The sequence below is a fragment of the Sulfurospirillum sp. HTRB-L1 genome, assembly GCF_059415125.1.
This window is the reverse complement of sequence record NZ_JCAHZR010000001.1, coordinates 291,105-312,909: the sequence shown is the minus strand read 5'-3', so window position 1 is coordinate 312,909 and position 21,805 is coordinate 291,105. Positions and strand designations below refer to the sequence as shown.

The following is a 21,805-nucleotide window of genomic DNA, read 5'->3' as shown; positions in this document are numbered from 1 at the left end:
TTTTCCCCCGTTTTGTTGATACCATCCTTTCGCAAATCTTATAAAACCATTTTACTTTTTTGTAATGGCAAAAATGTGTTGGTGCTTACGGGATTTAGCTTTTAAGGAGGTGCTTATATGAATGAGAGCAGACGCGAATTCATCAAAAAAGCCGCAGTTGCAGGGGCTGTGACTACAGTGGGCGTGATGCATGCGCAAGCAACGGTTTCACATTCAAGCAGTGCAAATGGCGTCGTAAAGGGAAAATCACCTAAAGATGAGATTACCTATACCAAAACACCCTATTGGGATGAATATTATAAAACAGCCCAATAGTACAAAGGAGATAGCGTTATGGAAAACACAACACCACGCACTCTTGCAACGACCGTAGGTCGAAGATCGTTTCTGAAAATGGGAGCCCTGTCCGTCGCCTTTGGCGCAACATCGGGGTTTGCTAGCGGAAGCGTCACAAGAGCAGCGACAGAGGAAGAGGTGAAAAATCCCTTTCCAGAAAGTAAAACAGTCAAAACTATTTGTACATCGTGCTCGGTTGGGTGCGGGGTCATTGCGGAAGTGCACAAAGGTGTATGGGTGCGTCAAGAAGTTGCTCAAGATCACCCCATTAGCCTTGGTGGACACTGCTGTAAGGGTGCGGACATGATTGACATGCTTCGCTCAGAAGTGCGTTTGAAATACCCAATGGTCAAAGAAAATGGCCAATGGAAACGTCTTTCATGGGAGGATGCCCTTGATCGTATTGCGGCAAAATTAGCCAAAATCAAAAAAGAAAACGGTCCTGACGCGGTGCAATTTTTAGGCTCGGCTAAGATGAGTAACGAGCAAGCTTACTATTTTAGAAAATTTGCCGCATTTTTTGGGACAAACAATATCGACCATCAAGCACGTATCTGACACAGTTCCTCAGTCGCCGGTGTGGCGAATACATTAGGATATGGGTCAATGACAAACTCTTTTGGCGATATGCAAAAGGCAAAATCTATTTTTATTATTGGGTGTAATCCCGCGGTGAATCACCCTGTTGGCTTTGGTCATATTTTAAAAGCCAAAGAGCGCAACAATGCGAAGATTATCGTCATCGATCCCCGCTTTACAAAAAGTGCTGCCAAGGCAGACTACTTCGCGCAAATCCGACCCGGTACGGACATTCCCTTTGTTTATGGCATGTTGCACCTTATTTTTAAAAACGGTTGGGAAGATAAAAAATACATCGAAGACCGCGTTTATGGTATGGATGAAATTAAAACAGAAGCGGCCAAATGGACGCCAGAACTTGTGGAAGACGTCACGGGCGTGCCCAAAGAAACCCTGATTGAAATCACCACTGTTTATGCGCAAAACGCTCCTGGTACCTTGTTGTGGGCCATGGGCTTGACCCAACATACGGTTGGTACGGGAAACACGCGCATTGCTCCTATCCTTCAAATGGCATTAGGCTACATGGGTAAAGCAGGTGGCGGAACGAACATTCTAAGGGGCCACGACAACGTTCAAGGCGCGACGGACATGGGATGTTTGTCTGATACGCTTCCTGGTTATTATGGCTTGGCAGAGGGTGCATGGGAATACTACGCACGCATGTGGGGCGTTGAGCACGAGTATTTGGTGTCACAATTCAAAGACGCTTTATGGATGGGAAAACCAGGATTTACCCTTGCCCGTTGGTGGGCTGGCGTATTGGCAGGAAACCCAGGCGAAGATGCTATTGAAAACGCAGGAACCAACCTCAAAGCCCTTGTGGTGATGGGATGTGGCATCACATCGACCTCGCAAAACCTCAAAATCCAAGAGGGACTTGATGCTTTGGACCTTGTTGTTCTTGCAGACCCGTTTGTGAATGAAGCTGCGGTTATTACTAATAGAAAAGACAACCTTTTTATCTTGCCTTCTGCCACACAGTTTGAAAACAGTGGTACGGTTTCGGCAACCAACCGAAGCGCGCAATGGCGCTATCAGGTAGTAGAGCCTTTGCATGAGAGCAAGCAAGACCAAGAGATTATGTTTGAGCTTGCGAAACGCTTAGGATTTTATGAGCCTTACACACGTTCTATGATGATGCGCTTGAAAGAGGACGGGTACCTTGAGTTTACGCCGGATAAAACAAGCTTTCAGTGGCCAGAAGATGCGACCATTGAGATTTCACGCACCTTAAGGACTATTGGACTGATGGGATGGACGCCTGAGCGCATCAAAAAACACACCGACAACTGGCATCTGTTTGATGAGGTGACAGGCGAAGGAATAGGGCCAATGAAGGGTGAATTTTACGGACTTCCGTGGCCTTGTTGGAGTACCAAACATGGGGGCACTCCGAATTTGTACAGCATTGATGTTTCCACAAGTCAAGGCGGTATGGGGTTTAGAAATAACTTTGGTTTAGAAAAAGACGGCGTAAGTCTCTTGGCAGGAAAAGGCTCTTCGCCTGTTGGTTCTAGGGTGGATGGCGGATACCCTGAAATCACAAGGGAAAATATCGAGCAACTCGTTGGCAGACCTTTGAGCGAGGCTGAGAAAAGTTTGTGCGGTCCGGACTGGAAAACGTGCACAAGCGGTAAGTTGATCGATTTGGCGCTTGAGGCTGGGCTTACGCCCTATGGCAACGCGAAAGCACGCGCGGTTGTTTGGAACTTCCCAGATCAAATCCCGATGCACCGTGAGCCGTTGTACTCGCCGCGTCCTGATTTGGTAGCAAAATACCCTACCTATGAAGACAAGGCAAACCACTTCCGTGTCACCACAAAGTACGCTTCTATCCAAAAAGAAAAAGACCACGTGATGGAGTTCCCGATTGTCATGACAACAGGTCGCTTGGTGACTATGATGGGTGCTGGCTTGGAAAACAGGGCTTCTAAATACCTGTGTGCCCTCACGCCAGAAATGTTTTGCGATATTCATCCTGATTTGGCAAGCAAACATGGCATCAAAAACGGTGCGATGATGTGGGTGCATTCTCCTGCGGGCACGAAGATTAAGGTAAAAGCTAAATACTCCCATACAGTCATGCCAGGCATGGTATTTTTACCGTTCCATTTTGGAGGATTTATGCAAGGGGTGGATATGACGGGTAATTTCCCAGCAGGAACGAAACCGTACGCTAGCGGTGAATGCGCCAATACGGTTGTGGCGTATGGGTATGACATTATTACGCAGATTCCTGCGTCAAAAGCCGGCTTATGCCGTGTAGAAAAAGCGTAGGAGGCGGATGATGGAATACGCAAGAATGAAATTTTACTGCGACGAGAGCCGATGCATTGAGTGCGACGGATGTTCGATTGCATGCGCGGAAGCCCATGAGTTGCCCGTAGGTATCACACGAAGAAAGGTCATAACCCTTCATGAGGGGATTTGGGGCAAAGAAGTTTCAACCTCTGTTGCTTGCATGCATTGCACAGACGCTCCGTGCGAGGCAGTGTGCCCCGTGAATTGTTTTTACATTCGCACAGATGGCGTGGTGTTGCACGACAAAGAAAGGTGCATTGGATGCGGATACTGCTTGTATGCTTGCCCTTTTGGCGCACCGCAGTTTCCACGCGAAGGGCTCTTTGGCTCCAAGGGCGCGATGGATAAGTGTACCTTATGCGCGGGAGGGCCAGTAGAAACCAACTCGCACCATGAGATGGAACTGTACGGGCAAAACAGGATTGCTGAGGGCAAGGTTCCTGTGTGTGCGGCTATGTGTTCAACCAAGGCACTCTTGGTGGGCGATGCTAAATCGGTCTCTGACATCTTCAGGGCGCGCGTGGCAGCGCGTGGGGGTAAAGGCCTTAATACAATGTACGGTTGGGATAAAGCCTACAATGACCAATGGAAGGAAGAGCAATGAAAAAAGTTACCTACACGCTCCTTGTGCTCTTGGCTTTGGCATCGGTAGCGTGGGCTACGGATAGCCAAATTTGGGGAGAGATGCGGTTGCAAAATATCTTAGGATACGGACAAGAAGGAACCCTTCAATTAGGAGCCCTGTTTACGCTGCTACAAAGCAAATACTTTGCTTGGGTCTTTTTGGCTGTTTTGCTAGGCGTTCCTGCGGTCTTTTTTCTGCACTATAAAATCGTCGGGCCCAAGATATTTCCCCATAGCCAAAAGAAGCATTATGCGTTTAATCTCTTTCACCGAACCATTCACCAAATCGCAGGCATTAGCTTTTTGGTAATCATCCCCACGGGTTTTATCATTATCTTTGGGGATTTTTTTGGCGGCGGCACCTTTGTGCGTTGGGCAAAAAACCTTCACGCTTTTTTTACCGTGCCTCTTGCTATTGTTATTCTTCCTATGGCGCTTATGTGGCTCAAAGAAGCACTCTTTACCCTTGAGGATATAAAATGGTTCATGATTTTGGGCGGCTACCTTTCCAAGGAGAAGCGCATCATCAATGCAACCCAGTTTAACGCGGGCCAAAAGATGTGGTACTGGGTGGCGATACTAGGCACCCTGACGATGATTTTAACGGGTGCTATGATGTTCTTTTTGGATTTCAAAATAGAACTGTTGCATACCCTAAGCGGCCTTAGCCAGATTGACCTCTTAAGACTCGCTGCCATCTTGCACAACGTCATGGGATTTGTGGTGGTTGCTTTGTTTATCACCCACGTGTATATGTCTATGTTTGCCATTAAAGGGGCTGTACACAGCATTATTACAGGTTACGTGGAAGAAGAAGAGGTAAAATACCTGCACAATGCATGGTATAAAAAACTCAAAGAAAAAGGGAAATTCTAACCCCTTACATGTAAGCCTCTAAACGCATCCATAAGGGCGCGTTTAGAGGACTTTTTTTGTTTACATGTAAAGAGGTTGCATACACTCTTTTTGCCAAGAGTCGATATTCACTCAAAGTAAAAGGAGTTCCTATGGATATCAACACGCTTGGTACGAACAATTTTTTCAAATACAACGCTCTTTTGGTTTCTGGAAAGAGCAGTGTTTCTGGGGCAACTGGCACCACCAAGGGCTTTTCTTTTGAAATGTCCCGCGTGGATTTTTCCTTTCAAAGTTATGTGGGTGCCTTATCCAATAACGTTCAATTTTCCCAAAACCTGTCGGACTTTATTGACTACAAAGCCATCGGGTACGCAGGCAAGCCTATCGAAGCCCTGTCGCAAAACGAAGCCAAAGAGCTTGTTTCTGAAAATGGTTTTTTTGGCGTGCAACAAACGGCACAGCGCATAGCAGGGTTTGTGATTAACGGCGCAGGGGATAACCTTGAGAAGCTTCAAGAAGGAAGAAAAGGGGTGCTTCAAGGGTTTGAAGCAGCAGAGGCCACGTGGGGTCAAAAGCTCTTTGATATTAGCTATGACACTTTGGCCAAAGCGCTTGAGACGATTGACGCACGTATTGCGGAACTTGGCGGTTCGGTTTTAGACACGCAAGCTTAAAGGTGTATGTTCAAGCGCGCCATCAATAGCTCGTCTTGTTTGTAAAATTCGATGTGGCTTGATATGGCACGCTTGCCTTCTTGCAAAACCCCTTGCAAAGAGTGTAAAACATGTACGAATGTTTGAAACATGGGCGTATTGATTTGTGTAATACGGTGCTTTAAGACATGGTGAGCAAGCGTTTTAATGAGGGCGTAGTAGATTTGCTTGTTAAACTGACGCTGCACGATGTACTCTTTCATGAGTTCAATGTTAGCTAGCCATGCGGTGTAATTTGCATCGTCTGTATGAGAGCATGCAACACGTGCGTGTTCTTGTTCGCGCTCCACAAATAAAAAAGCAGCCATTTGTGCGTCTTTAAAAAGTGCCTCTTTGTCTTCAACGATAGTCTCAAGGTGCGCCATAATCTCAGCGTCGCTTAAGCGCTTGGTGGTGGCATCGTAAGCGTACGTGTGGTTGGGAATATGCTCATGGGAGAGCGCTTCACACAATTGTGTCGCGATATTGAGGTAAACGTATTTGTCTTCTTTGTGTGTATCAAACCGTATACCGCTTTGAGAAAAGACAACCTTCGGTCCTACGTATTTTATCCCCACTTGTATCTCCTTTTCGTATAGAAAATAAAAAGAATAATACCACAACTTTGGGAAAGTTTGGGGTACTTATGCCACTTTTAAGTAAATTCACAGTAAAATCCTAACCTTAAATTATCTTAAAAGAAGGAATGGCATGAAACGTACATACCAGCCACACAATACACCGCGCAAGCGAACCCACGGGTTTTTGACACGGATGAAAACAAAAAATGGTCGCCGACTTATCAATGCACGCCGTGCAAAAGGTAGAAAAAAATTGGCCGCCTAAGGGCTTACGACTCCCTCAAACATTCGCGGGAGTTTGCCCTTGGATACAATCAGGGTAAGAAGTGGCACTGTGATTGTGCCGTGATCTTTTACAAAGCATCGTTGAAGAAAAACGTAGGGTTTACCGCTAGCAAAAAGGTAGGCAACGCCGTGCAACGCAATTTCTGTAAACGCCGTTTGCGCGCTGTTTTCTTGGAGCTCCAAGACAGCGTGGTGGATGGCAGTTATATTTTTGTAGCCAAGGCCCAGATTCACACGCTCACGCACATAGAGTGTGTCCGAAGTGTGCGCTGGGCGTTGCGAAAACTTGGATGCCTTCATTCATGAAAACACTTGCGCTGTGGTTGATTGCTTTTTATCAAAAAGTTTTAACGCTCGCTAGCTTTGGAAGTTGCAGGTATTATCCTACGTGTTCTGAATATGCCAAATGGCAAGTGATGCACAATCGTCTTTTATTTGGTTTAGGGGCAAGTTTGTTGCGAATACTGCGTTGCAACCAACTGTTTCCTGGCGGAATCGACTACCCCGTCGTATCGAAACGGATTCGTCCTTATTCGATGGTACGAAGCTTTACATGTAAGGTTATTGGTGTAAAGTTTTGGTTTGTTCCTAAAGGCCCCGGCCATTATTATGTCATCAAATCATTTGCTTGCAGTAAAATCTAACTAAGGAACTTTTGTGATAGATAAATTGAGCATGCAACACCGAGTCCTCATTGCAACCGTCCTCTCCTTCGCTTTTTTTGTCGGCTACGACTATTTTTTCATCCCTAAAAATGTACCAACCCAAACCGAAGTCACCCAAAGTACTTCGACGCAAGCTCCCCAAGTGGAAACCCCTTCATCTGCGCCAAGTGACAGCACGTCTGCTTCTGTTACCGCCGCTTCAAATGCTCCTTCGGGTTTAGAGTACATTGCCACTGTAAAGGGTGAGCATTTTGAACTCAAAATCGACCGCTTGGGACGCATTTCCAAGTACTATTTAAGTGATGCAAAGTTTAAAAATGCCGATGCTTCACGTTTGCAGTTGATTGATGAGGCCCTAGAGCCTAAGCCTCTTGAGGTGCGTTTTAAAGACAACGCTATCAATAACGAAGCCTTTGCTATTGATTATGTGTCTAGCGTAGAAACCCTTTCTCTTGGCGATACGCCCGAATCCCTTACCTTAACACAGACGCTAGGGGAAACAACACTTACAAAGCACATCACCTTTCATCCTCAGGGAAATTATGACGTTAAGCTAGAGTTGAGTTCTCCTCAAGAGTTTTTCATCACTCCAGGCTTTCGCCCCAATGTTGTTGTGGATAGCTTCACCTTTCATGGCGTCCTCATTAAAGAAGCTGATGATACGATTACAGTAATTGATGATGGCGATGCTAAGGGCGATGGCCGTTTTATTGATGCTCCCATGGTTGCCGCAGTGGACCGTTACTATACGACGTTGTTGTACGATTTTAACGAAGGGTTTGATGTTGTTGTTTCAAACGACAAGGACAAAAACGGTATCTTGTTTGTCAAGGGCAAGCCTTCGATGAGTTTTAGCGGCTACATTGGGCCAAAAGATTATAAGATTTTAAACGAGATTGATGCACGCCTTACCGATGCGATCGAATACGGGTGGTTTACATTTATTGCCAAGCCACTGTTTCTCTTTTTGAGTTTCCTCTATGGTATCTTTGGCAACTGGGGTTGGGCTATTGTGGCCATGACCATCTTAATCCGCTTGGTGCTCTACCCTTTGACCTACAAAGGGATGGTTTCCATGAACAAGCTCAAAGAGCTTGCGCCTAAAGTTAAGGAACTCCAAGCCAAATACAAAGGCGAACCGCAAAAGCTCAATACCCATATGATGGAATTGTACAAAAAACACGGCGCTAACCCGATGGGCGGCTGTTTGCCTATTTTGATGCAAATTCCTATTTTCTTTGCTATTTACCGCGTTCTTTCCAATGCTATCGAGCTTAAGGGTGCGGCGTGGATTTTTTGGGTGGAAGACCTTGCGGCGATGGACCCGTATTACATTTTGCCTATCTTGATGGGTGCTACCATGTTTTTCCATCAACGCATTACGCCTACAAACTTTACAGACCCAATGCAAGAAAAAATCATGAAGTTTTTGCCGTTGATTTTCACCTTTTTCTTTGTAACCTTCCCTGCAGGATTGACCCTGTATTGGTTTATCAACAACCTTTTCTCCATCGCACAGCAGTATTATGTTAACCGCGTGTTTGCGAAGAAAAAAGAAGAACAAAAAGCACTAAAAGAAGAGAAAAAATGAGAATAGAAGCTGACACCCTCCAAGAAGCGTTTTCAAAGGCTGCTGCCGAGCTTTCGTGTTCGGTGACAAAGCTTGACATTCAAGTCATCCAACATCCCCGTTTAGGGGTTTTTGGCCTGTTTAAAAAAACAGCTATTATTGAAGCATTTCGCGAAGGCGAACCTCGCAAAGAACGCGAGGTGTCTGTGGTAAAAAAAGAAGAGACGCGAGAATCCATGGAGCCCAAAGAAGCACTCAGGGTTCTCGATACAAGAGAATACGAAGAGCGTAAACCCCGTCAGAAAAAATCGCGTTCTCGCCGAAAGAAAGAACCATTCACAGAAGAAGAGGGCACCTTTAATGCCCCCGAAGAACCCTCTTTGAAGCCAGAAGCACCTCTTTACAAGGGGAGCGAAGAAAAAGAAGAAATCTATCCGTACCAACCCAAACAGCGTAACCATGCGGTCGTGGGTGAAGTGATTGGAATGATAGAGGTTGGGGTTCGCGAACTTGTGCAAAGCAGTTGCTTTGCTATCGAAGTGGTGCGGGTTGAAGCCCATGATGACCAAACCGTGTTAATTGAAATTAACGGCGAAGATGCGGCGTTATTGATTGGCAAAGAAGGGTACCGTTATAAGGCATTTTCTTACTTGTTGTACAACTGGATAAACATGAAATATGGCCTAGGTATTCGCTTGGAGATTGCCCAATTTTTGCACAACCAAGAAGAGATGATTGAAAATTATCTCGCCCCTGTGGTTGAGCGCATCGAATCCCAAGGGCGTGGACAAACCAAACCCCTTGATGGCGTCTTGATAAAAATCGCTTTAGAAAAACTTCGCGCCCGTTTTCCTGAGAAATACGTGGGCATTAAAACAGGTCGCGAAGGGCGAAAATTTGTCGTTGTGAACGACTTTAATCGGAAAAGCCTATAGAAACCATTGCTGCCATTGCCACTGCCCATGGCATTGGCTCTATTGCTATTGTTCGCTTAAGCGGGCCAGAGGCGTTGCCTTTGGCTTGCTCCTTGACGCAAAAAACCTCTTTTTCTCCACGCCACGCCACCCTTTCCTCCTTGTTTGATGCCACAGGAGCGCTTATTGATGAAGCACTGATTGTCTATTTTCAAGCGCCTAAGAGTTTCACGGGCGAAGAGGTGGTGGAGTTTCAATGCCATGGGGGCATGATGGTGGCAAGCATGGTGCTAGAAGCGCTTCTTTCCAAGGGCGCGCGCCTTGCAACCCCTGGGGAGTTTTCAAAACGGGCTTTTTTAAATGGCCGTATTGACCTTGCCGAAGCCGAAGCCATTGCTAAGCTCATCGAAGCCAAAAGTGAAGAAGCTGCCAAAATCCTCGCCCGCCAAATGAAGGGGGAGTTGAGCCGTTTTGTGAATGAAGCCAGAGAGTCTTTGCTGGAAATCTTGGCGTACGTGGAAGTTTCCATCGACTACGCTGAGGAAGATTTGCCTGAAGATTTGATACGCCAAATGGAAGTAAAACTCACCGCACTAGAGCAGCGCTTGGGTGAAGTTGTGGCGGTGAGCGAACAGCGCAAAGGCTTGATGCAAGGCTTTAAGGTCGCAATTGTTGGCAAGCCAAACGTGGGCAAGAGTTCTTTATTAAATGGCCTTTTACACTATGACCGTGCGATTATTAGCGATGTTGCGGGCACCACGCGCGACACCATTGAAGAAGAGATGCGCATCGGCACCCACCTTATCAAAATCGTAGACACCGCAGGCATTCGCCATACGGAAGAAAAAGTCGAGCAAATCGGTATAGCCCGTTCCAAAAAAGCCATCGAGGAAGCCGATGTTGTGTTAGCTTTGTTTGATGCAAGCCGTCCAAAAGATGCGGAAGATAGGGAGATTTTAGACCTTTTGAAAACCTATGCTTCGTCAAAACACGTGATACCGCTTCTGAATAAAACAGACCTGCCAAAGGTGTTTGAGGGCTTAGAAAATGCCTTACATGTAAGCACCCTTTCGAGCCTTTCGTGCGTTGTGGATACCCTTAGGGAACACTTAGACACAAAGCGCATGGACGAGGGAATGTTGCTCACTTCAACCCGTCAAATTACCTCAGTGCGCAAAGCCCATGAAGCCATCACGGAGGCAAAACCGCGTCTTGAAGAGGCGGAGCTTGAATTGTTTGCCTTCCATCTCAACGAAGCCATCGGTGCCCTGGGCGCTATTACACGGCCTTATGGGGTGGATGAAATGCTCGATAAGATGTTTGGCACCTTTTGCCTTGGCAAATAAATAGGGTTTTGAATCACCCTTTTTCGAGACGAGTTATCCACAATGGGTCAAAGCTAACGCTTTGACCCATTGTGGATAAAGTCTCTCTTGCGGGTGAGGCAAAACCCTGATGACAAAATGCAAAAGCGTCCTTAACAAGTCCATAAGTGCAATTTGAGTACACTCACTAAAAAATTTCCCAAGGGTGATTCGGATGGAAAATATTAACGATGTCTTAAAGTCCCATAAGTTAACGCAAGAGGATTATCAAAACATCCTCTCGATTCTTGGAAGAGAGCCAAACTTGCTTGAGATTGGCGTGTTTTCTGCCATGTGGAGCGAACACTGCTCTTACAAATCCAGTAAAAAATACCTCAACGGTTTTCCTACTAAAGCCCCATGGGTCATCCAGGGCCCTGGCGAAAACGCTGGCGTCATCGACGTGGGTGATGGCATGGCGGCGGTCTTTAAGATGGAAAGCCACAACCACCCCAGCTTCATTGAGCCTTACCAAGGCGCGGCAACGGGCGTGGGCGGTATTTTACGCGACGTGTTTACCATGGGCGCGCGACCCGTAGCCAACCTTAACGCGTTGCGTTTTGGCGAAGTAGAAGGGTCTGGCGCGGTTGCCAAGCACCAACGTTACCTTGTACGTGGCGTGGTTGCAGGAATTGGGGATTATGGTAACTGTATGGGCGTGCCTACGGTTGGCGGCGAAACCTCTTTTGACAAATGCTACAACGGCAATATTTTGGTCAATGCCTTTACCTTGGGTCTTTGCAAAACCGATGAGATTTTTTACGGACGGGCCGAGGGTATCGGCAATCCGGTGATTTACGTGGGCAGTAAAACAGGGCGCGATGGCCTAGGCGGCGCGGTGATGGCAAGCGATAGCTTTACCGAAGAGAACAAATCCTTGCGCCCTACCGTGCAAGTGGGCGACCCTTTTGCGGAAAAACTCTTGCTTGAAGCGTGCATGGAACTGTTTAAACAAGACTACATCGTGGGCATCCAAGACATGGGCGCGGCGGGTCTTACGTCAAGTTCTTTTGAGATGGCAGGACGCACGGGAAGCGGCATGAAAATGGACCTTTCCAAGGTGCCCGCGCGTGAAGAGGGCATGGTGCCTTATGAGTTTATGTTGAGTGAGTCTCAAGAGCGCATGCTTATTTGCGCCAAAAAAGGGATGGAAGAGAAGGTGCTTGAGATTTTCCACAAGTGGGATTTGGACGCAGAAGTCATCGGCGAAGTGACAGACACGGGCCACATGGAGCTATTTTGGCACGGGGAAAAGGTGGCTGACATTCCCGTGCAGCCTGTGAGCGAACAAGCCCCTGTGCTTGACCGTCCCGTGAAGCGCCCTGGGTATCTTGATGAAATCGTAGGCGTTGGGATTGATGATTATGAGCCTATCTCTAACCAAAAAGCCTTTGAATCACTCATTTCAAGCCTAGAGGTAGTAGATAAATCGTGGATTTTTGAGCAGTATGATTCTATGGTGCAAACCAATACCGCCAAAGGACCCGGCAGTTTGGATGCGAGTGTGATTCGCATCAAAGAAAACGGCAAAGCCCTTGCCATGAGCAGTGATTGTAACCCGCGCTATAACTTCATCGACCCCAAAGGCGGCGCAGCAGCTGCGGTGATGGAGAGCGGGCGCAACGTGGCTATGAGTGGCGCGCGACCTCTGGCGATTACCGATTGTCTAAATTATGGCAACCCTGAAAACCCTGAAGTGATGTGGCAGTTTGCCCAAGGGTGCTATGGCATCAAAGAGGCGTGCGCGGCACTAAACACCCCTGTTGTCAGTGGTAACGTCTCTTTGTACAATGAAACCAACAGCGTGGGTGTTTACCCCACCCCTTCCATTGCCATGGTGGGACTTAATGACGATGCAACGCGCATTTTGCCCTCCTCTTTTGCAAAAGAGGGCAACAGCGTGTACCTTCTTGGCGAGACGGCGAATGAGTTTGGTGGCAGTTTGTATATGAAGGTTTTGTTTGACAAGGTACGTGGTGTGTTGCCTGCTATTGATTATGCCAAAGAACTTGCCTTGTGGGAACTGGTGATTGAAGCCAATAAAGCAGGGATGCTAGCGTGCGCAAAAGATGTCAATGTGGGTGGCGTGGCGATTGCCCTTGCTAAAATGGCGGCAGTTTCAGGGCAGGGCATCAAAGCTTCTGTGGAAGCAAAAGACCCTCGGGATATCTTTAGTGAAAGTTTTTCACGGGCTATCGTGGAAGTGGCGGATGAAAAAGGCTTTTTGGCCATGGCGGAAAAACTTGGTGTAAAAGCTGAGAAAATCGGCGTTGTGGGTGGAGAAGCCTTTACATGTAACGATGTTTCTATGGAACTCTCGCAAGTGCAAGAGATTTATTTTAATCGCTTTAAGCAGGTGATTGAGCAAGACATCTAAAAGAGTCTTGCTTCCACCATTTCCATATCGTATAAATCAAAAAAGAGTAACGCGTCATCTAGTACAGGCTTCCCAAGGAGTGTTTTTAGCACCAAGGAGGCCTGTAGACACGCGCAAAATGCGGCGGTCATGGGAAGATTTCCACTGCGCTTTTCCGCCCCTTTTTCTCCGTCTTTATAGACTTCTTCCAAATTTTTACTGGTACTGCATTGCCCCATCCAACCCCCGATAGCACCGTGCACAAAGGCGACCTTTTCCTCGTCACATGTAAAGGCGAGCAAGGTTTTGGTAAGTGGGCAATCCAGCGCATCCACCACGACTGATTTACCTTTTACGAGTTTATGGGCGTTTTGGGGCACGAGGGCATCTTGCATGGCCCTTACATGTAAGGCGGGGTTGATTTCAAGTAGGCGCTTGCGCACGGTTTTTGCCTTGGAGTGCCCTAGGGTTTTTACGGAAGAGAAGATTTGGCGGTTTAGGTTGTGCTCTTCGTAGACATCGGGGTCGATGAGCGTCAGCGCCCCAATGCCTACACGCGTCAAAAGCTCACTGATGAGTCCGCCAAGACCTCCACACCCCACCACAAGGACGTGGGCATCAAATAGACGGTGTTGCTCTTCTTGGGTGAGGCTTTGTTGGTTGCGACGGTAGCGTAAGGGGGTGAGCCCTGCTTTAAAAATGGCTTCTTCAACGGTTCTGGCCTTACATGCAAAGCATTCCATGGCTTCACGAAGCGTTGCAATGCTGACAAACCCTTCTTGGGCATGTTCTTGTAAAAACAGTTCTAGGGATTTCATATTTCTCCTTTTGCGGGGTATAATGTAGCAAAAATTGGAGGCTTTATGCAACTTTTCCTCAAAGCATTCTCTTCATTGCGTCCCCACTTGAAGCGTCAGGGCATTGGCTACCTTGGGGAGCGCTTTACATGTAAAGAGGGGTTAACCCTAAAAGAGCTGATTGCTACGCTTGGATTTGGGGAAAAAGAAGTGGAGGGAGCCTTTGTAAACCACCTGGTCGTTCCTAAAACTACCGTGCTTAAAGAGGGGGACAAGGTGGCCCTCATCCCCCCTGGCACGCCTGGATCGTACCGTCTCATTTTGGGCATCAAAGAAAACGCTTAACCCCCGCCTACTTTAGGAAAGAGGGAGAGTACATCCCCCTCTTTAAGCTCCACTTCCTCGGGCTGATGGCGTCCGTTTAGCATCAATACTCCCAAGGGAAACTTCCCCTCGTAAATACCAAGCTCCGCCACGACCTCTTTGGCGCATGTTCCCTCGGGGTAGGTGCGCTGTTCTTCTTTAAATCTGCCTTCGCGGTATTGGGCAAAGAGTTTAACAGTAACCGTCATCTAAAAATCCCAAAACGCATCGATTTCTTCATTGGTGAAGTCCCAGACTACATTGTGTGGGGGTAGGGCTTCGTATTTCATAAACTCAGGCAAGCGGTCATCGGCACTTGTGAGACCTGCGCGTTGGTTGAAAGCACGCTCAAGTTTAAGGATGTTTTTACCAAGGTTGGTTACATCATCCCCCGTGAGGTTGATGCCAAAACGGGCATTAATCATGTCAATGAGCGCAGGTAAACAGTTGGGGTCATCTAGGGCAGGGAAGGCCACAAAGATACACATACCCGTGCTGTCCACTGCCGCAGTGGCGATTTGCAAGTTGCGCGCTAGGGCGACTTGACCTTCTTTGGTGAGCGGGTCAACGTAACCGCCACTGTTGAGGATGTTGGTGGCTACCGCGTAGCCAGCGGTGTGGTCTGCGCCCATGGTAGAGGTAGCGTACGTGACCCCTTGGCCTTTGATGGCGCGTGGGTCGTAAGCGGGAATGCTTTGGTTTTTAACCACAGGAACACGAACCATGCCATAAAGCTTGGCAAAGTTGCCCACACCACTGCCTAAGATGCGTCCCAAAAAGGTGCCCTTAGCGATGTCATTGGCAATGAGCTCGTACGCTTTAGCTCCATCGCCATAGGCCAAGATACCCGCATCCACGGCCATAGCAAGGGTGTTTCCTGTTTCGATAGCGTCTACACCAAGGTCATCCATCAGGGCATCGATTTTGGCAATGACATCAAGGTCGCTGATGCCTAAATTCGCGCCATAAGCCCAAATCATCTCGTACTCAAAACCGGAGGTGAGGTAGTTGCCTTCTTTGTCGTTGTAGGTTTGTGAACACTGGATAACACATCCCGCGTGGCAGCCGTGGGTGGTGTCGCCCCCGCGGGCTTTGATGTTTTCTGCCATGGTTTCGCCGCAAATGTTTTCGGCAAATTCAAATTGTCCTTCACGGAAGTTGCGCGTTGGAAGGCCGCCAGCCTCGTTGATGATGTTGACAAGCACGTTGGTGCCAAAAGCAGGCAAGCCTTGGCCACTGATAGGATTGTCTTGAAGGGCTTTGGTGAAAATCTTGCTAGCAGCTTTAAATTTCTCAGGGTCTGCTAGGGTGGTTTCTTTGTAACTCTCAGCGTCCACGGTGATGCACTTAACACCCTTGGAGCCCATCACTGCGCCCATACCGCCGCGCCCATGGCTGCGCAGTTTGCCTTTGGGGTCTTTGACGGAGATATTGGAAAGTAACATGCGCATTTCACCCGGACGGCCAATGCTCATGACAGCAACTTTTTTGTCGTATTTTTCAAGCATAGCATCAAGGACTTCGTAATTGTCTTTGCCAATAAGCTCAGGAGCTTCGACAATCTCAACCTTTTCCTTGGTTACATGTAAGCGGTAAAATTTCCCTTCTTTGGGCTGTCCTTCAATGATGAGGGCTTTAACACCAAGCTTAGCCATGATGCCAGCACTCGTGCCTCCTACATTGCTCTCTTTAATACCGCCAGTGAGTGGGCTTTTGGCGCCACAGGAGTTTCTACCACTGTTTGCCGCTGCAGTGCCTGAGAGCAAACCTGGTGCAAAAACGAGTTTATTATTAGGTCCAAGAGGGTGACACTCTGGGTCAACTTCGGCTGCGACGATGGTGGACGTGAGACCACGACCGCCTAGTCCCATCCACTCTTGCGGAACTGCTTCAATACTACAGGTTAACGTTGTCATATTGACACGATAGATTTGATCTGCCATGAAAACTCCTTTGTAATTGGATTTACATCTATCTTAACGCAAAGGAGCTTTAAGGAAGAATAAAATATCACAAAAAAATAATATGCAAATTTTGCATATCTCCTTTTACCCAACACTAGAATATGTCCACTTTTATGGCTATAATTTAATCATAAAAGAGGCTATGGATAATGTACAATACTTAACCAGCTTCTTTTTTCTTATTCCAATATTTTAGTATATGAGGATGTTTATGGACATTGGTATTGAAAATCTCACCCACTACATGCCCGCAATTCTTGAATACGAAGCCTCTTTTTCGCACCAGTTGGACGACTGGAGTACCCTTGATAGGTTGGCCCGCATCAACAATACAGGAATTGACATCGGAAAGACAAAGGAAGAGTTTAAGCAGTTAAGCAAGCTTTTGTGCCATAACTTGGCGCAAGAGATTAGTAAAAACTTGATGCAAGAGATAGGTTCGGTAGCGCAGGTGAGCGTGGATATTTTCGTGCGAAACTTGTTTGAGCGTACGGCGGACATCGGGTTTTTAAGCACCGATAAAGACATTCGCCAATTTTTAGCCAATGGCCCACTGCGCTCTCAAAACAGCTTGCAAGAGCGCTTCAAAGAGTACGTTGCAAAGTATTCGGTTTACGAGGACGTGGTGTTGTTGGATGCCGAGGGGAATGTGTTGGTCTCGCTAGATGAGGCCCTTGTGCCCCAGCATTCTTTTGACCCACTGATTCAAGCCTCTCTGGAGGCATCGGGTGCTTTTGTTGAAACTTTTAGGCACACGGATTTGCAACCCCATAAAGAAATCTCTTTGGCATACTCGTGCGCGGTGCTTTCGGAGCAAAAAAAGCCCTTAGGTGTGTTGGTGCTTTTTTTCAAATTTGAAGATGAAGTGCAGGGCATTTTCCAGCACCTTTCGCGCACAGAAGATTGGACGGTGTTAACTTTGCTTGACCAAAACAACAAGGTAATTGCCAGTAGCGATATTTGGCAGATTCCACTGGGTGTTACTTTGGAAGTTCACAAGGGCGAAGGGGTGGGCGTGACGCGTTTTAGAGGGAGGGAATACCTTGCTAAAACGTGTAAAACAAAAGGGTACGAAGGCTACATGGGATTAGGGTGGATGGGGCATGCGATGATTCCCCTTGAGCATGCTTTTTCCCCAAAGCACCACTCTTTTTCTTGGGAAAAAGAAGGGGTAGATTTAGCGCCCATCATGCAAACGTCAGAACTTTTTTCCAAAGAGATAAAAGCCATCCCCTGTAAGGCGTCAAAGATTCAAAAAGAGCTTGACCGCACCGTCATTAACGGAAAACTCATGGATGAGACGGGCACTATTGGCATGGTACTTGGAGAGATTTCACGGGCAGGTGTGGTGACGAAGGAGATTTTTGAAGAAGCTATTGAAAAGCTATACAAAACGGTTATCTCCACCCTTTTAAGTGATGCGCAATTTTCCTCAGCCTTGGCTATTGATATCATGGACAGAAACCTTTATGAGCGTGCTAATGATTGCCGGTGGTGGGCCTTGGCGGGGGACTTTAGGCGTATTTTAGCCCAAGGGAGTATTTCTTCCAAAGACCAAGCCCTTTTAACTTCCATCCTGACCTATATCAACAACCTCTACACAGTCTATACCAATCTTTTCCTCTACGATGCGCACCATAAAGTGGTGGCCGTGTCACAAGGGGCAGAATCCCAACACCATGAGGCGTGGCTTGGTAAAACCTTGGAGGGGGCATGGGCTAGCCAAACCCTTAAACTCACCAACACCCAACACTACGCCGTTTCGGAGTTTGAGCCAACCCCTTTGTATAAAAAAGGTGAGGCGACGTACATCTACAATGCTGCCATTTGCCCGCTTGAAGGGGGAGTGAAAGCATGCGGAGGCATAGGGATTGTTTTTGACTCCACGCCCCAATTTAGTGCTATTTTAAAGGATGCTTTACCTAAAAATGCCGCAGGAGAGGTAAAAGAGGGGTGTTTTGGTGTGTTGGCAACGCGCCAAGGACGCATTATTAGCTCAACCCATCCTGAGTTTGCCATTGGGGATGTTTTCCCTGTGGAAAAACGGTTTTTGGAGATGTCAAATGGCGCGTCTTCATCAGGCCTCGTACAGCTACAAGGGTGGAATTATGTGGTTGGAGCCACGTGTTCAAAGGGCTACAGGGAGTTTAAAAGTGCTCACGATGTGTACCATTGTGATGTGATTGCCCTGACCTATGTGCCCATTGGCAAAGCCGAGACAAAGGGGCAAGGGGAGGCGATGTTAACGCCACCTTTAGAGATTTCTATCCCAAAAGAGTTGGAGCTTTCCAAGGATAAGACAAAGGTAATCACCTTTGAAATCGAAGAGGAGTGGTTTGGTTTTCGTGCACAGCAGTGTGCTTGTGTGTTGAGTGCGGAAGGCATTACGCCGATTCTCTCCAAAGAGACAAGCTATGTTACGGGGTTTTTAACCTTTAAGGAAAAAACTCTTTATGTGGTGAATTTGAATGCAAAAATGGAGCCCTCATCAAGGAAGATACGCAACACGGATGAGATTGTGGTGATTCGCATTGAGGGGAATTTGCATTTAGAATACATCGGCATTGTTGCTTCACGTATTGGGGAAGTGCAGCACATCCCCCATGCGCTTATTGACCCATTGGCGGGGTTAATGGGGGTGATGGACTTGTTTAGTGAAGCGGTGATTCGCAATCCTCAAAGCGAACACGCCAAGATGGTAACCTTACTGTGCGCTTCAAAAATTGCTACGCGCCTTGTGGACCCTGATCGGCAAAAAATCCACTCAATTTGGAGTACTTAACAAAGCGGTGTCCATGCGCTGTAAAATTTCCCTGAGGGTTTCGCGTGGACATCCAAAATTAAGTCGCACAAACCCTTCTCCTAAGAAATCCTTTCCATCGCTCAGCCCCACACCATGCGCAAGAAAGAGTGCATGGGGGTTGGTGCCAAGGGCACGGCAATCAATCCACGCTAAAAAGGTCGCTTGATGGCCTAAGAGTTTTAGCTTGGGGTGTTTAGCTACAAATTCTTGCACCAGCAAAAGGTTTTCATTAAGGTATAAACGCAACTCTTTTAACCACGCCTCGCCCCCTTCGTAAGCCGCTTTGGCTGCCGTGAGACCAAGCAAATTCACGCCGCCGTTTAACCCACCCATGGAAGCTTGAAAGCGTCGTTTTAGGGTTTCGTTGGGGATGATGGCAAAAGAGCAGTTGAGGCCTGCGATGTTGAAGGTCTTAGAAGGCGCCATCAAGGTGATGGTGCGGTGAGCAAGGTCTTCATCAAGGGAGGCGATAGGAATGTGCCTTGCCTTGGGGTCTAGGAGTAAATCGGCATGTATTTCATCAGAACAAATCAATAAGTGATGGTTCTTGACTATTGTTCCAAGGCGCGTTAGCTCTTCTTTGGTAAACACGGTGCCACCTGGGTTGTAAGGATTGCACAGTAAAAAGAGTTTACATGTAGGAGAAATGGCGCGTTCAAGTGCTTCAAAATCAAAGGTCCAACGTCCCTCTTTTTCCACCAAAGGAACGGCGGTAACTTCTTTGTTCATCATCTTAGGCGCTTTAAAAAAGTGCGGGTAAATGGGCGTGGTGGTGAGTACGCTTTGGTTGGGTTCTAGCATCTTACATGTAACGTTCATGCTGGGCACAACACCAGAGACAAAGACAAACCATTCGGGTTTAACGTCCCAGTCGTACTGTTTTTTAATAAAAGCGCAGGTGGTCTCTAGGAGCTCTTGGCTAACGCCCGTGTAGCCAAAAACACCGTGTTCCACACGTTCGCGCAAGGCGTCGATGACACACTGGGGTGCTTTAAAATCCATGTCCGCCACCCAAGCAGGAAGCACATCGCGGGGGTAGCGTGACCATTTTTCATTGGGGATGCGGGTTCGGTCAACGGGGGTATCAAACATGGGCAACCTTTTGTTCAGGATGAATGCACGCCGCTAGAGCGGCATGGCTAGTAACTGCATTTTCGACGATGATGGTTTCGATGTGCAAGGACTCAAGGGCTTGTTTTTCGCGGTAGCTGTGAACTTTGACGATGAGCTTGTTACTAGGGACGCTTTCTAGGAGTATTTCACACACTTCAAAGAGTTTTTTGGGGTTATCGATGGCGACGATGATGCGTCTGGCATCTTTGTAATAGGTGCTCTTTAAAACCTCTTTTTTCAAGGCGTTTCCAAAGATAATAGGGTCGCCGTTGGCTAAGCCTTTGTGGTAAGAGTTAATGTCGCGCTCGACGACCACATAAAGCTCGCCTTCTTCGCGAAAGGCGCGTGCCACGCTTTGGCCAAACTCCCCATAGCCTAAAATGACCACGTGGTTTTTGATGCCCTTGGAGATGTATTCTGGGATGATGGCTTCATCATCGGTAGTGGGAATGATTTTGTCCGTAATGGCGGTGAGGTTTTTAAGCAAAATAGGGGTGATGACCATGGAGATTACGATGCACACTACCATGATTTGATTGTACGGCGCCTCAATGAGCGAATAAGAGCGTGCAAGTTCTAAAATAGCAAGGGAAAATTCCCCCACTTGTACGAGGGTGAGAGCTGTTTTAAAGGCGGTTTTTTTGTGTTCACTCAGGCGAACAATACCGTAGATGATGATGAATTTCAAGGCTAAAATAGCGGTCAAAACAAGCAAAACAATGTGCAGGTATTGGATGATAATGTCAAATTTTATCTGCATGCCGACGGTGACAAAAAAGACCCCAAGAAGCAAGTCACGAAAGGGAATAAGGTCGGCTTCTGCCTGGTGTTTGAACTTGGTCTCCGCAATCAACATCCCCGCGATAAAGGCGCCCAAGGAGTAAGAAAATCCCATTTCATGGGCAAAATACGAAGCTCCGATAGCGAGAAAAAGGATGGAGCCTACAAAGAGTTCGTCAGAGTTGGTTTTAGTGATAGAGACAAAAAAACGTTCCAGTAAAAATTTACTTATGAGGTAAAGTACCACAAGCAAGAGGGCACCGTTGATGAGCGTTTTAAGAAGAATACCCATCACGTCTCCATCGTGGGAGCCTAAAAAACCCAAAAGAAGCAAGATGGGAATCACGGCGATGTCTTGCATGATCAAAATGCCAAGGGCGCGTTGCCCGTGGCGTTTGTTGATTTCACCCGATTCGTTAAAGGTTTTAAGGACGATGGCGGTGGAGGAAAGGGCGATGGCAAGGGAAAGAACGATGCTGATGGTTTGGGTAATGCCAAGCACATAATGGCTCACGCCATACACCACAAGTGCAGTGAGGCCAATTTGCATGGAACCTGCCACAAAGACTTCGTAGCGCATTTTTTTAAGATGGGAGATGGAAAATTCAAGCCCAATAGTGAACATCAAAAAGACAATGCCAAACTCGGCAATCTCGTGAAGGGTGTGGTTATTGGCAACATCGTGCAGGTTAAAGCCATAGGCAATAATCGTGCCTGTAAAGATGTAGCCGATGATAGTGGGGAGATTGAGGCGTTTTAAAAGGACATTGGAACCAATGGCGATGAAGAGCGTTGCGACGATGATGCCTAACATGGGAAACCCGCTTTGTGACAAAATTGGGGGGATTTTAACACAG

At 47.3% G+C, this 21,805-nt stretch carries 20 protein-coding genes; 14 read left to right on the top strand and 6 right to left on the bottom strand.

All coding sequences use genetic code 11. The features are described 5' to 3' along the window. Positions 1 to 117: 117 nt before the first annotated feature. The 5 genes from AC5SLM_RS01485 to AC5SLM_RS01465 all read left to right on the top strand — a co-directional run bounded on the left by AC5SLM_RS01485 (position 118) and on the right by AC5SLM_RS01465 (position 5,375). The gene (locus AC5SLM_RS01485; RefSeq protein ID WP_495249150.1) at positions 118 to 315 is read left to right on the top strand and encodes a twin-arginine translocation signal domain-containing protein; all 198 of its coding nucleotides are present in this window, start codon (positions 118 to 120) and stop codon (positions 313 to 315) included. Between the two features lie 18 nt (positions 316 to 333). Next, positions 334 to 3,195 carry a formate dehydrogenase subunit alpha gene (locus AC5SLM_RS01480; RefSeq protein WP_495249149.1) on the top strand — a complete coding sequence of 954 codons (2,862 nt, stop codon included), beginning with the start codon at positions 334 to 336 and terminating at the stop codon, positions 3,193 to 3,195. A gap of 7 nt (positions 3,196 to 3,202) precedes the next feature. Then, positions 3,203 to 3,823: a formate dehydrogenase FDH3 subunit beta gene (gene fdh3B, locus AC5SLM_RS01475; protein ID WP_495249148.1), complete on the top strand. Its 621-nt coding sequence runs from the start codon at positions 3,203 to 3,205 to the stop codon at positions 3,821 to 3,823. Beyond that, positions 3,820 to 4,719: a formate dehydrogenase subunit gamma gene (locus AC5SLM_RS01470; RefSeq protein WP_495249147.1), complete on the top strand. Its 900-nt coding sequence runs from the start codon at positions 3,820 to 3,822 to the stop codon at positions 4,717 to 4,719. Before fdh3B ends, AC5SLM_RS01470 begins: the two co-directional genes overlap by 4 nt. Positions 4,720 to 4,850: 131 nt before the next feature. After that, positions 4,851 to 5,375: a hydrogenase-4 component G gene (locus tag AC5SLM_RS01465; RefSeq protein WP_495249146.1), complete on the top strand. Its 525-nt coding sequence runs from the start codon at positions 4,851 to 4,853 to the stop codon at positions 5,373 to 5,375. Here AC5SLM_RS01465 and AC5SLM_RS01460 read toward each other — a convergent pair. Continuing rightward, a complete protein-coding gene (locus tag AC5SLM_RS01460) occupies positions 5,372 to 5,971 on the bottom strand; it encodes a hypothetical protein (protein WP_495249145.1) in 600 nt (199 codons plus the stop codon). The genes AC5SLM_RS01465 and AC5SLM_RS01460 overlap by 4 nt on opposite strands. A gap of 133 nt (positions 5,972 to 6,104) precedes the next feature. On the opposite strand from AC5SLM_RS01460, the gene rpmH reads away from it, so the two are divergent. From rpmH to purL, 7 genes are all read left to right on the top strand, one after another. Next, positions 6,105 to 6,239 carry a 50S ribosomal protein L34 gene (gene rpmH, locus AC5SLM_RS01455; protein ID WP_205458864.1) on the top strand — a complete coding sequence of 45 codons (135 nt, stop codon included), beginning with the start codon at positions 6,105 to 6,107 and terminating at the stop codon, positions 6,237 to 6,239. Then, on the top strand, positions 6,227 to 6,565 hold the full coding sequence (gene rnpA / locus AC5SLM_RS01450; RefSeq protein ID WP_495249393.1) for a ribonuclease P protein component: 339 nt from the start codon (positions 6,227 to 6,229) through the stop codon (positions 6,563 to 6,565). Before rpmH ends, rnpA begins: the two co-directional genes overlap by 13 nt. Next, a complete protein-coding gene (gene yidD / locus AC5SLM_RS01445) occupies positions 6,562 to 6,903 on the top strand; it encodes a membrane protein insertion efficiency factor YidD (RefSeq protein ID WP_495249144.1) in 342 nt (113 codons plus the stop codon). The genes rnpA and yidD overlap by 4 nt, the downstream gene beginning before the upstream one ends. Positions 6,904 to 6,916: 13 nt before the next feature. Then, positions 6,917 to 8,515 carry a membrane protein insertase YidC gene (gene yidC, locus AC5SLM_RS01440; protein ID WP_495249143.1) on the top strand — a complete coding sequence of 533 codons (1,599 nt, stop codon included), beginning with the start codon at positions 6,917 to 6,919 and terminating at the stop codon, positions 8,513 to 8,515. Next, positions 8,512 to 9,429 (top strand): Jag N-terminal domain-containing protein, encoded by a 918-nt coding sequence (locus AC5SLM_RS01435; RefSeq protein WP_495249142.1) that lies wholly within the window; start codon positions 8,512 to 8,514, stop codon positions 9,427 to 9,429. The genes yidC and AC5SLM_RS01435 overlap by 4 nt, the downstream gene beginning before the upstream one ends. Next, positions 9,426 to 10,754, top strand: a complete 1,329-nt coding sequence (gene mnmE / locus AC5SLM_RS01430; protein ID WP_495249392.1) for a tRNA uridine-5-carboxymethylaminomethyl(34) synthesis GTPase MnmE — start codon at positions 9,426 to 9,428, stop codon at positions 10,752 to 10,754. The genes AC5SLM_RS01435 and mnmE overlap by 4 nt, the downstream gene beginning before the upstream one ends. A 193-nt stretch (positions 10,755 to 10,947) precedes the next feature. Continuing rightward, on the top strand, positions 10,948 to 13,149 hold the full coding sequence (gene purL / locus AC5SLM_RS01425) for a phosphoribosylformylglycinamidine synthase subunit PurL (protein WP_495249141.1): 2,202 nt from the start codon (positions 10,948 to 10,950) through the stop codon (positions 13,147 to 13,149). On the opposite strand, the gene AC5SLM_RS01420 is transcribed toward purL, so the two are convergent. Then, positions 13,146 to 13,946, bottom strand: coding sequence for a ThiF family adenylyltransferase (locus AC5SLM_RS01420; RefSeq protein ID WP_495249140.1), 801 nt, complete (start codon positions 13,944 to 13,946; stop codon positions 13,146 to 13,148). The genes purL and AC5SLM_RS01420 overlap by 4 nt on opposite strands. Positions 13,947 to 13,991: 45 nt before the next feature. On the opposite strand from AC5SLM_RS01420, the gene thiS reads away from it, so the two are divergent. Beyond that, positions 13,992 to 14,270 carry a sulfur carrier protein ThiS gene (gene thiS / locus AC5SLM_RS01415; RefSeq protein ID WP_495249139.1) on the top strand — a complete coding sequence of 93 codons (279 nt, stop codon included), beginning with the start codon at positions 13,992 to 13,994 and terminating at the stop codon, positions 14,268 to 14,270. Here the strand turns inward: thiS and AC5SLM_RS01410 are convergent. Together AC5SLM_RS01410 and AC5SLM_RS01405 are read right to left on the bottom strand one after the other, a co-directional pair. Next, the gene (locus tag AC5SLM_RS01410; RefSeq protein WP_495249138.1) at positions 14,267 to 14,497 is read right to left on the bottom strand and encodes a MoaD/ThiS family protein; all 231 of its coding nucleotides are present in this window, start codon (positions 14,495 to 14,497) and stop codon (positions 14,267 to 14,269) included. The two genes, thiS and AC5SLM_RS01410, sit on opposite strands and share 4 nt — an antisense overlap. Beyond that, positions 14,498 to 16,231: an aldehyde ferredoxin oxidoreductase family protein gene (locus tag AC5SLM_RS01405; protein ID WP_495249137.1), complete on the bottom strand. Its 1,734-nt coding sequence runs from the start codon at positions 16,229 to 16,231 to the stop codon at positions 14,498 to 14,500. A gap of 232 nt (positions 16,232 to 16,463) precedes the next feature. On the opposite strand from AC5SLM_RS01405, the gene AC5SLM_RS01400 reads away from it, so the two are divergent. Further along, entirely contained in the window at positions 16,464 to 19,034 is a 2,571-nt protein-coding gene (locus AC5SLM_RS01400; protein ID WP_495249136.1) for a chemotaxis protein CheW, read from the top strand. On the opposite strand, the gene AC5SLM_RS01395 is transcribed toward AC5SLM_RS01400, so the two are convergent. Beyond that, on the bottom strand, positions 19,017 to 20,147 hold the full coding sequence (locus AC5SLM_RS01395) for a MalY/PatB family protein (RefSeq protein WP_495249135.1): 1,131 nt from the start codon (positions 20,145 to 20,147) through the stop codon (positions 19,017 to 19,019). The two genes, AC5SLM_RS01400 and AC5SLM_RS01395, sit on opposite strands and share 18 nt — an antisense overlap. Continuing rightward, positions 20,140 to 21,762 carry a cation:proton antiporter gene (locus tag AC5SLM_RS01390; protein WP_495249134.1) on the bottom strand — a complete coding sequence of 541 codons (1,623 nt, stop codon included), beginning with the start codon at positions 21,760 to 21,762 and terminating at the stop codon, positions 20,140 to 20,142. Before AC5SLM_RS01390 ends, AC5SLM_RS01395 begins: the two co-directional genes overlap by 8 nt. Positions 21,763 to 21,805 lie beyond the last annotated feature (43 nt).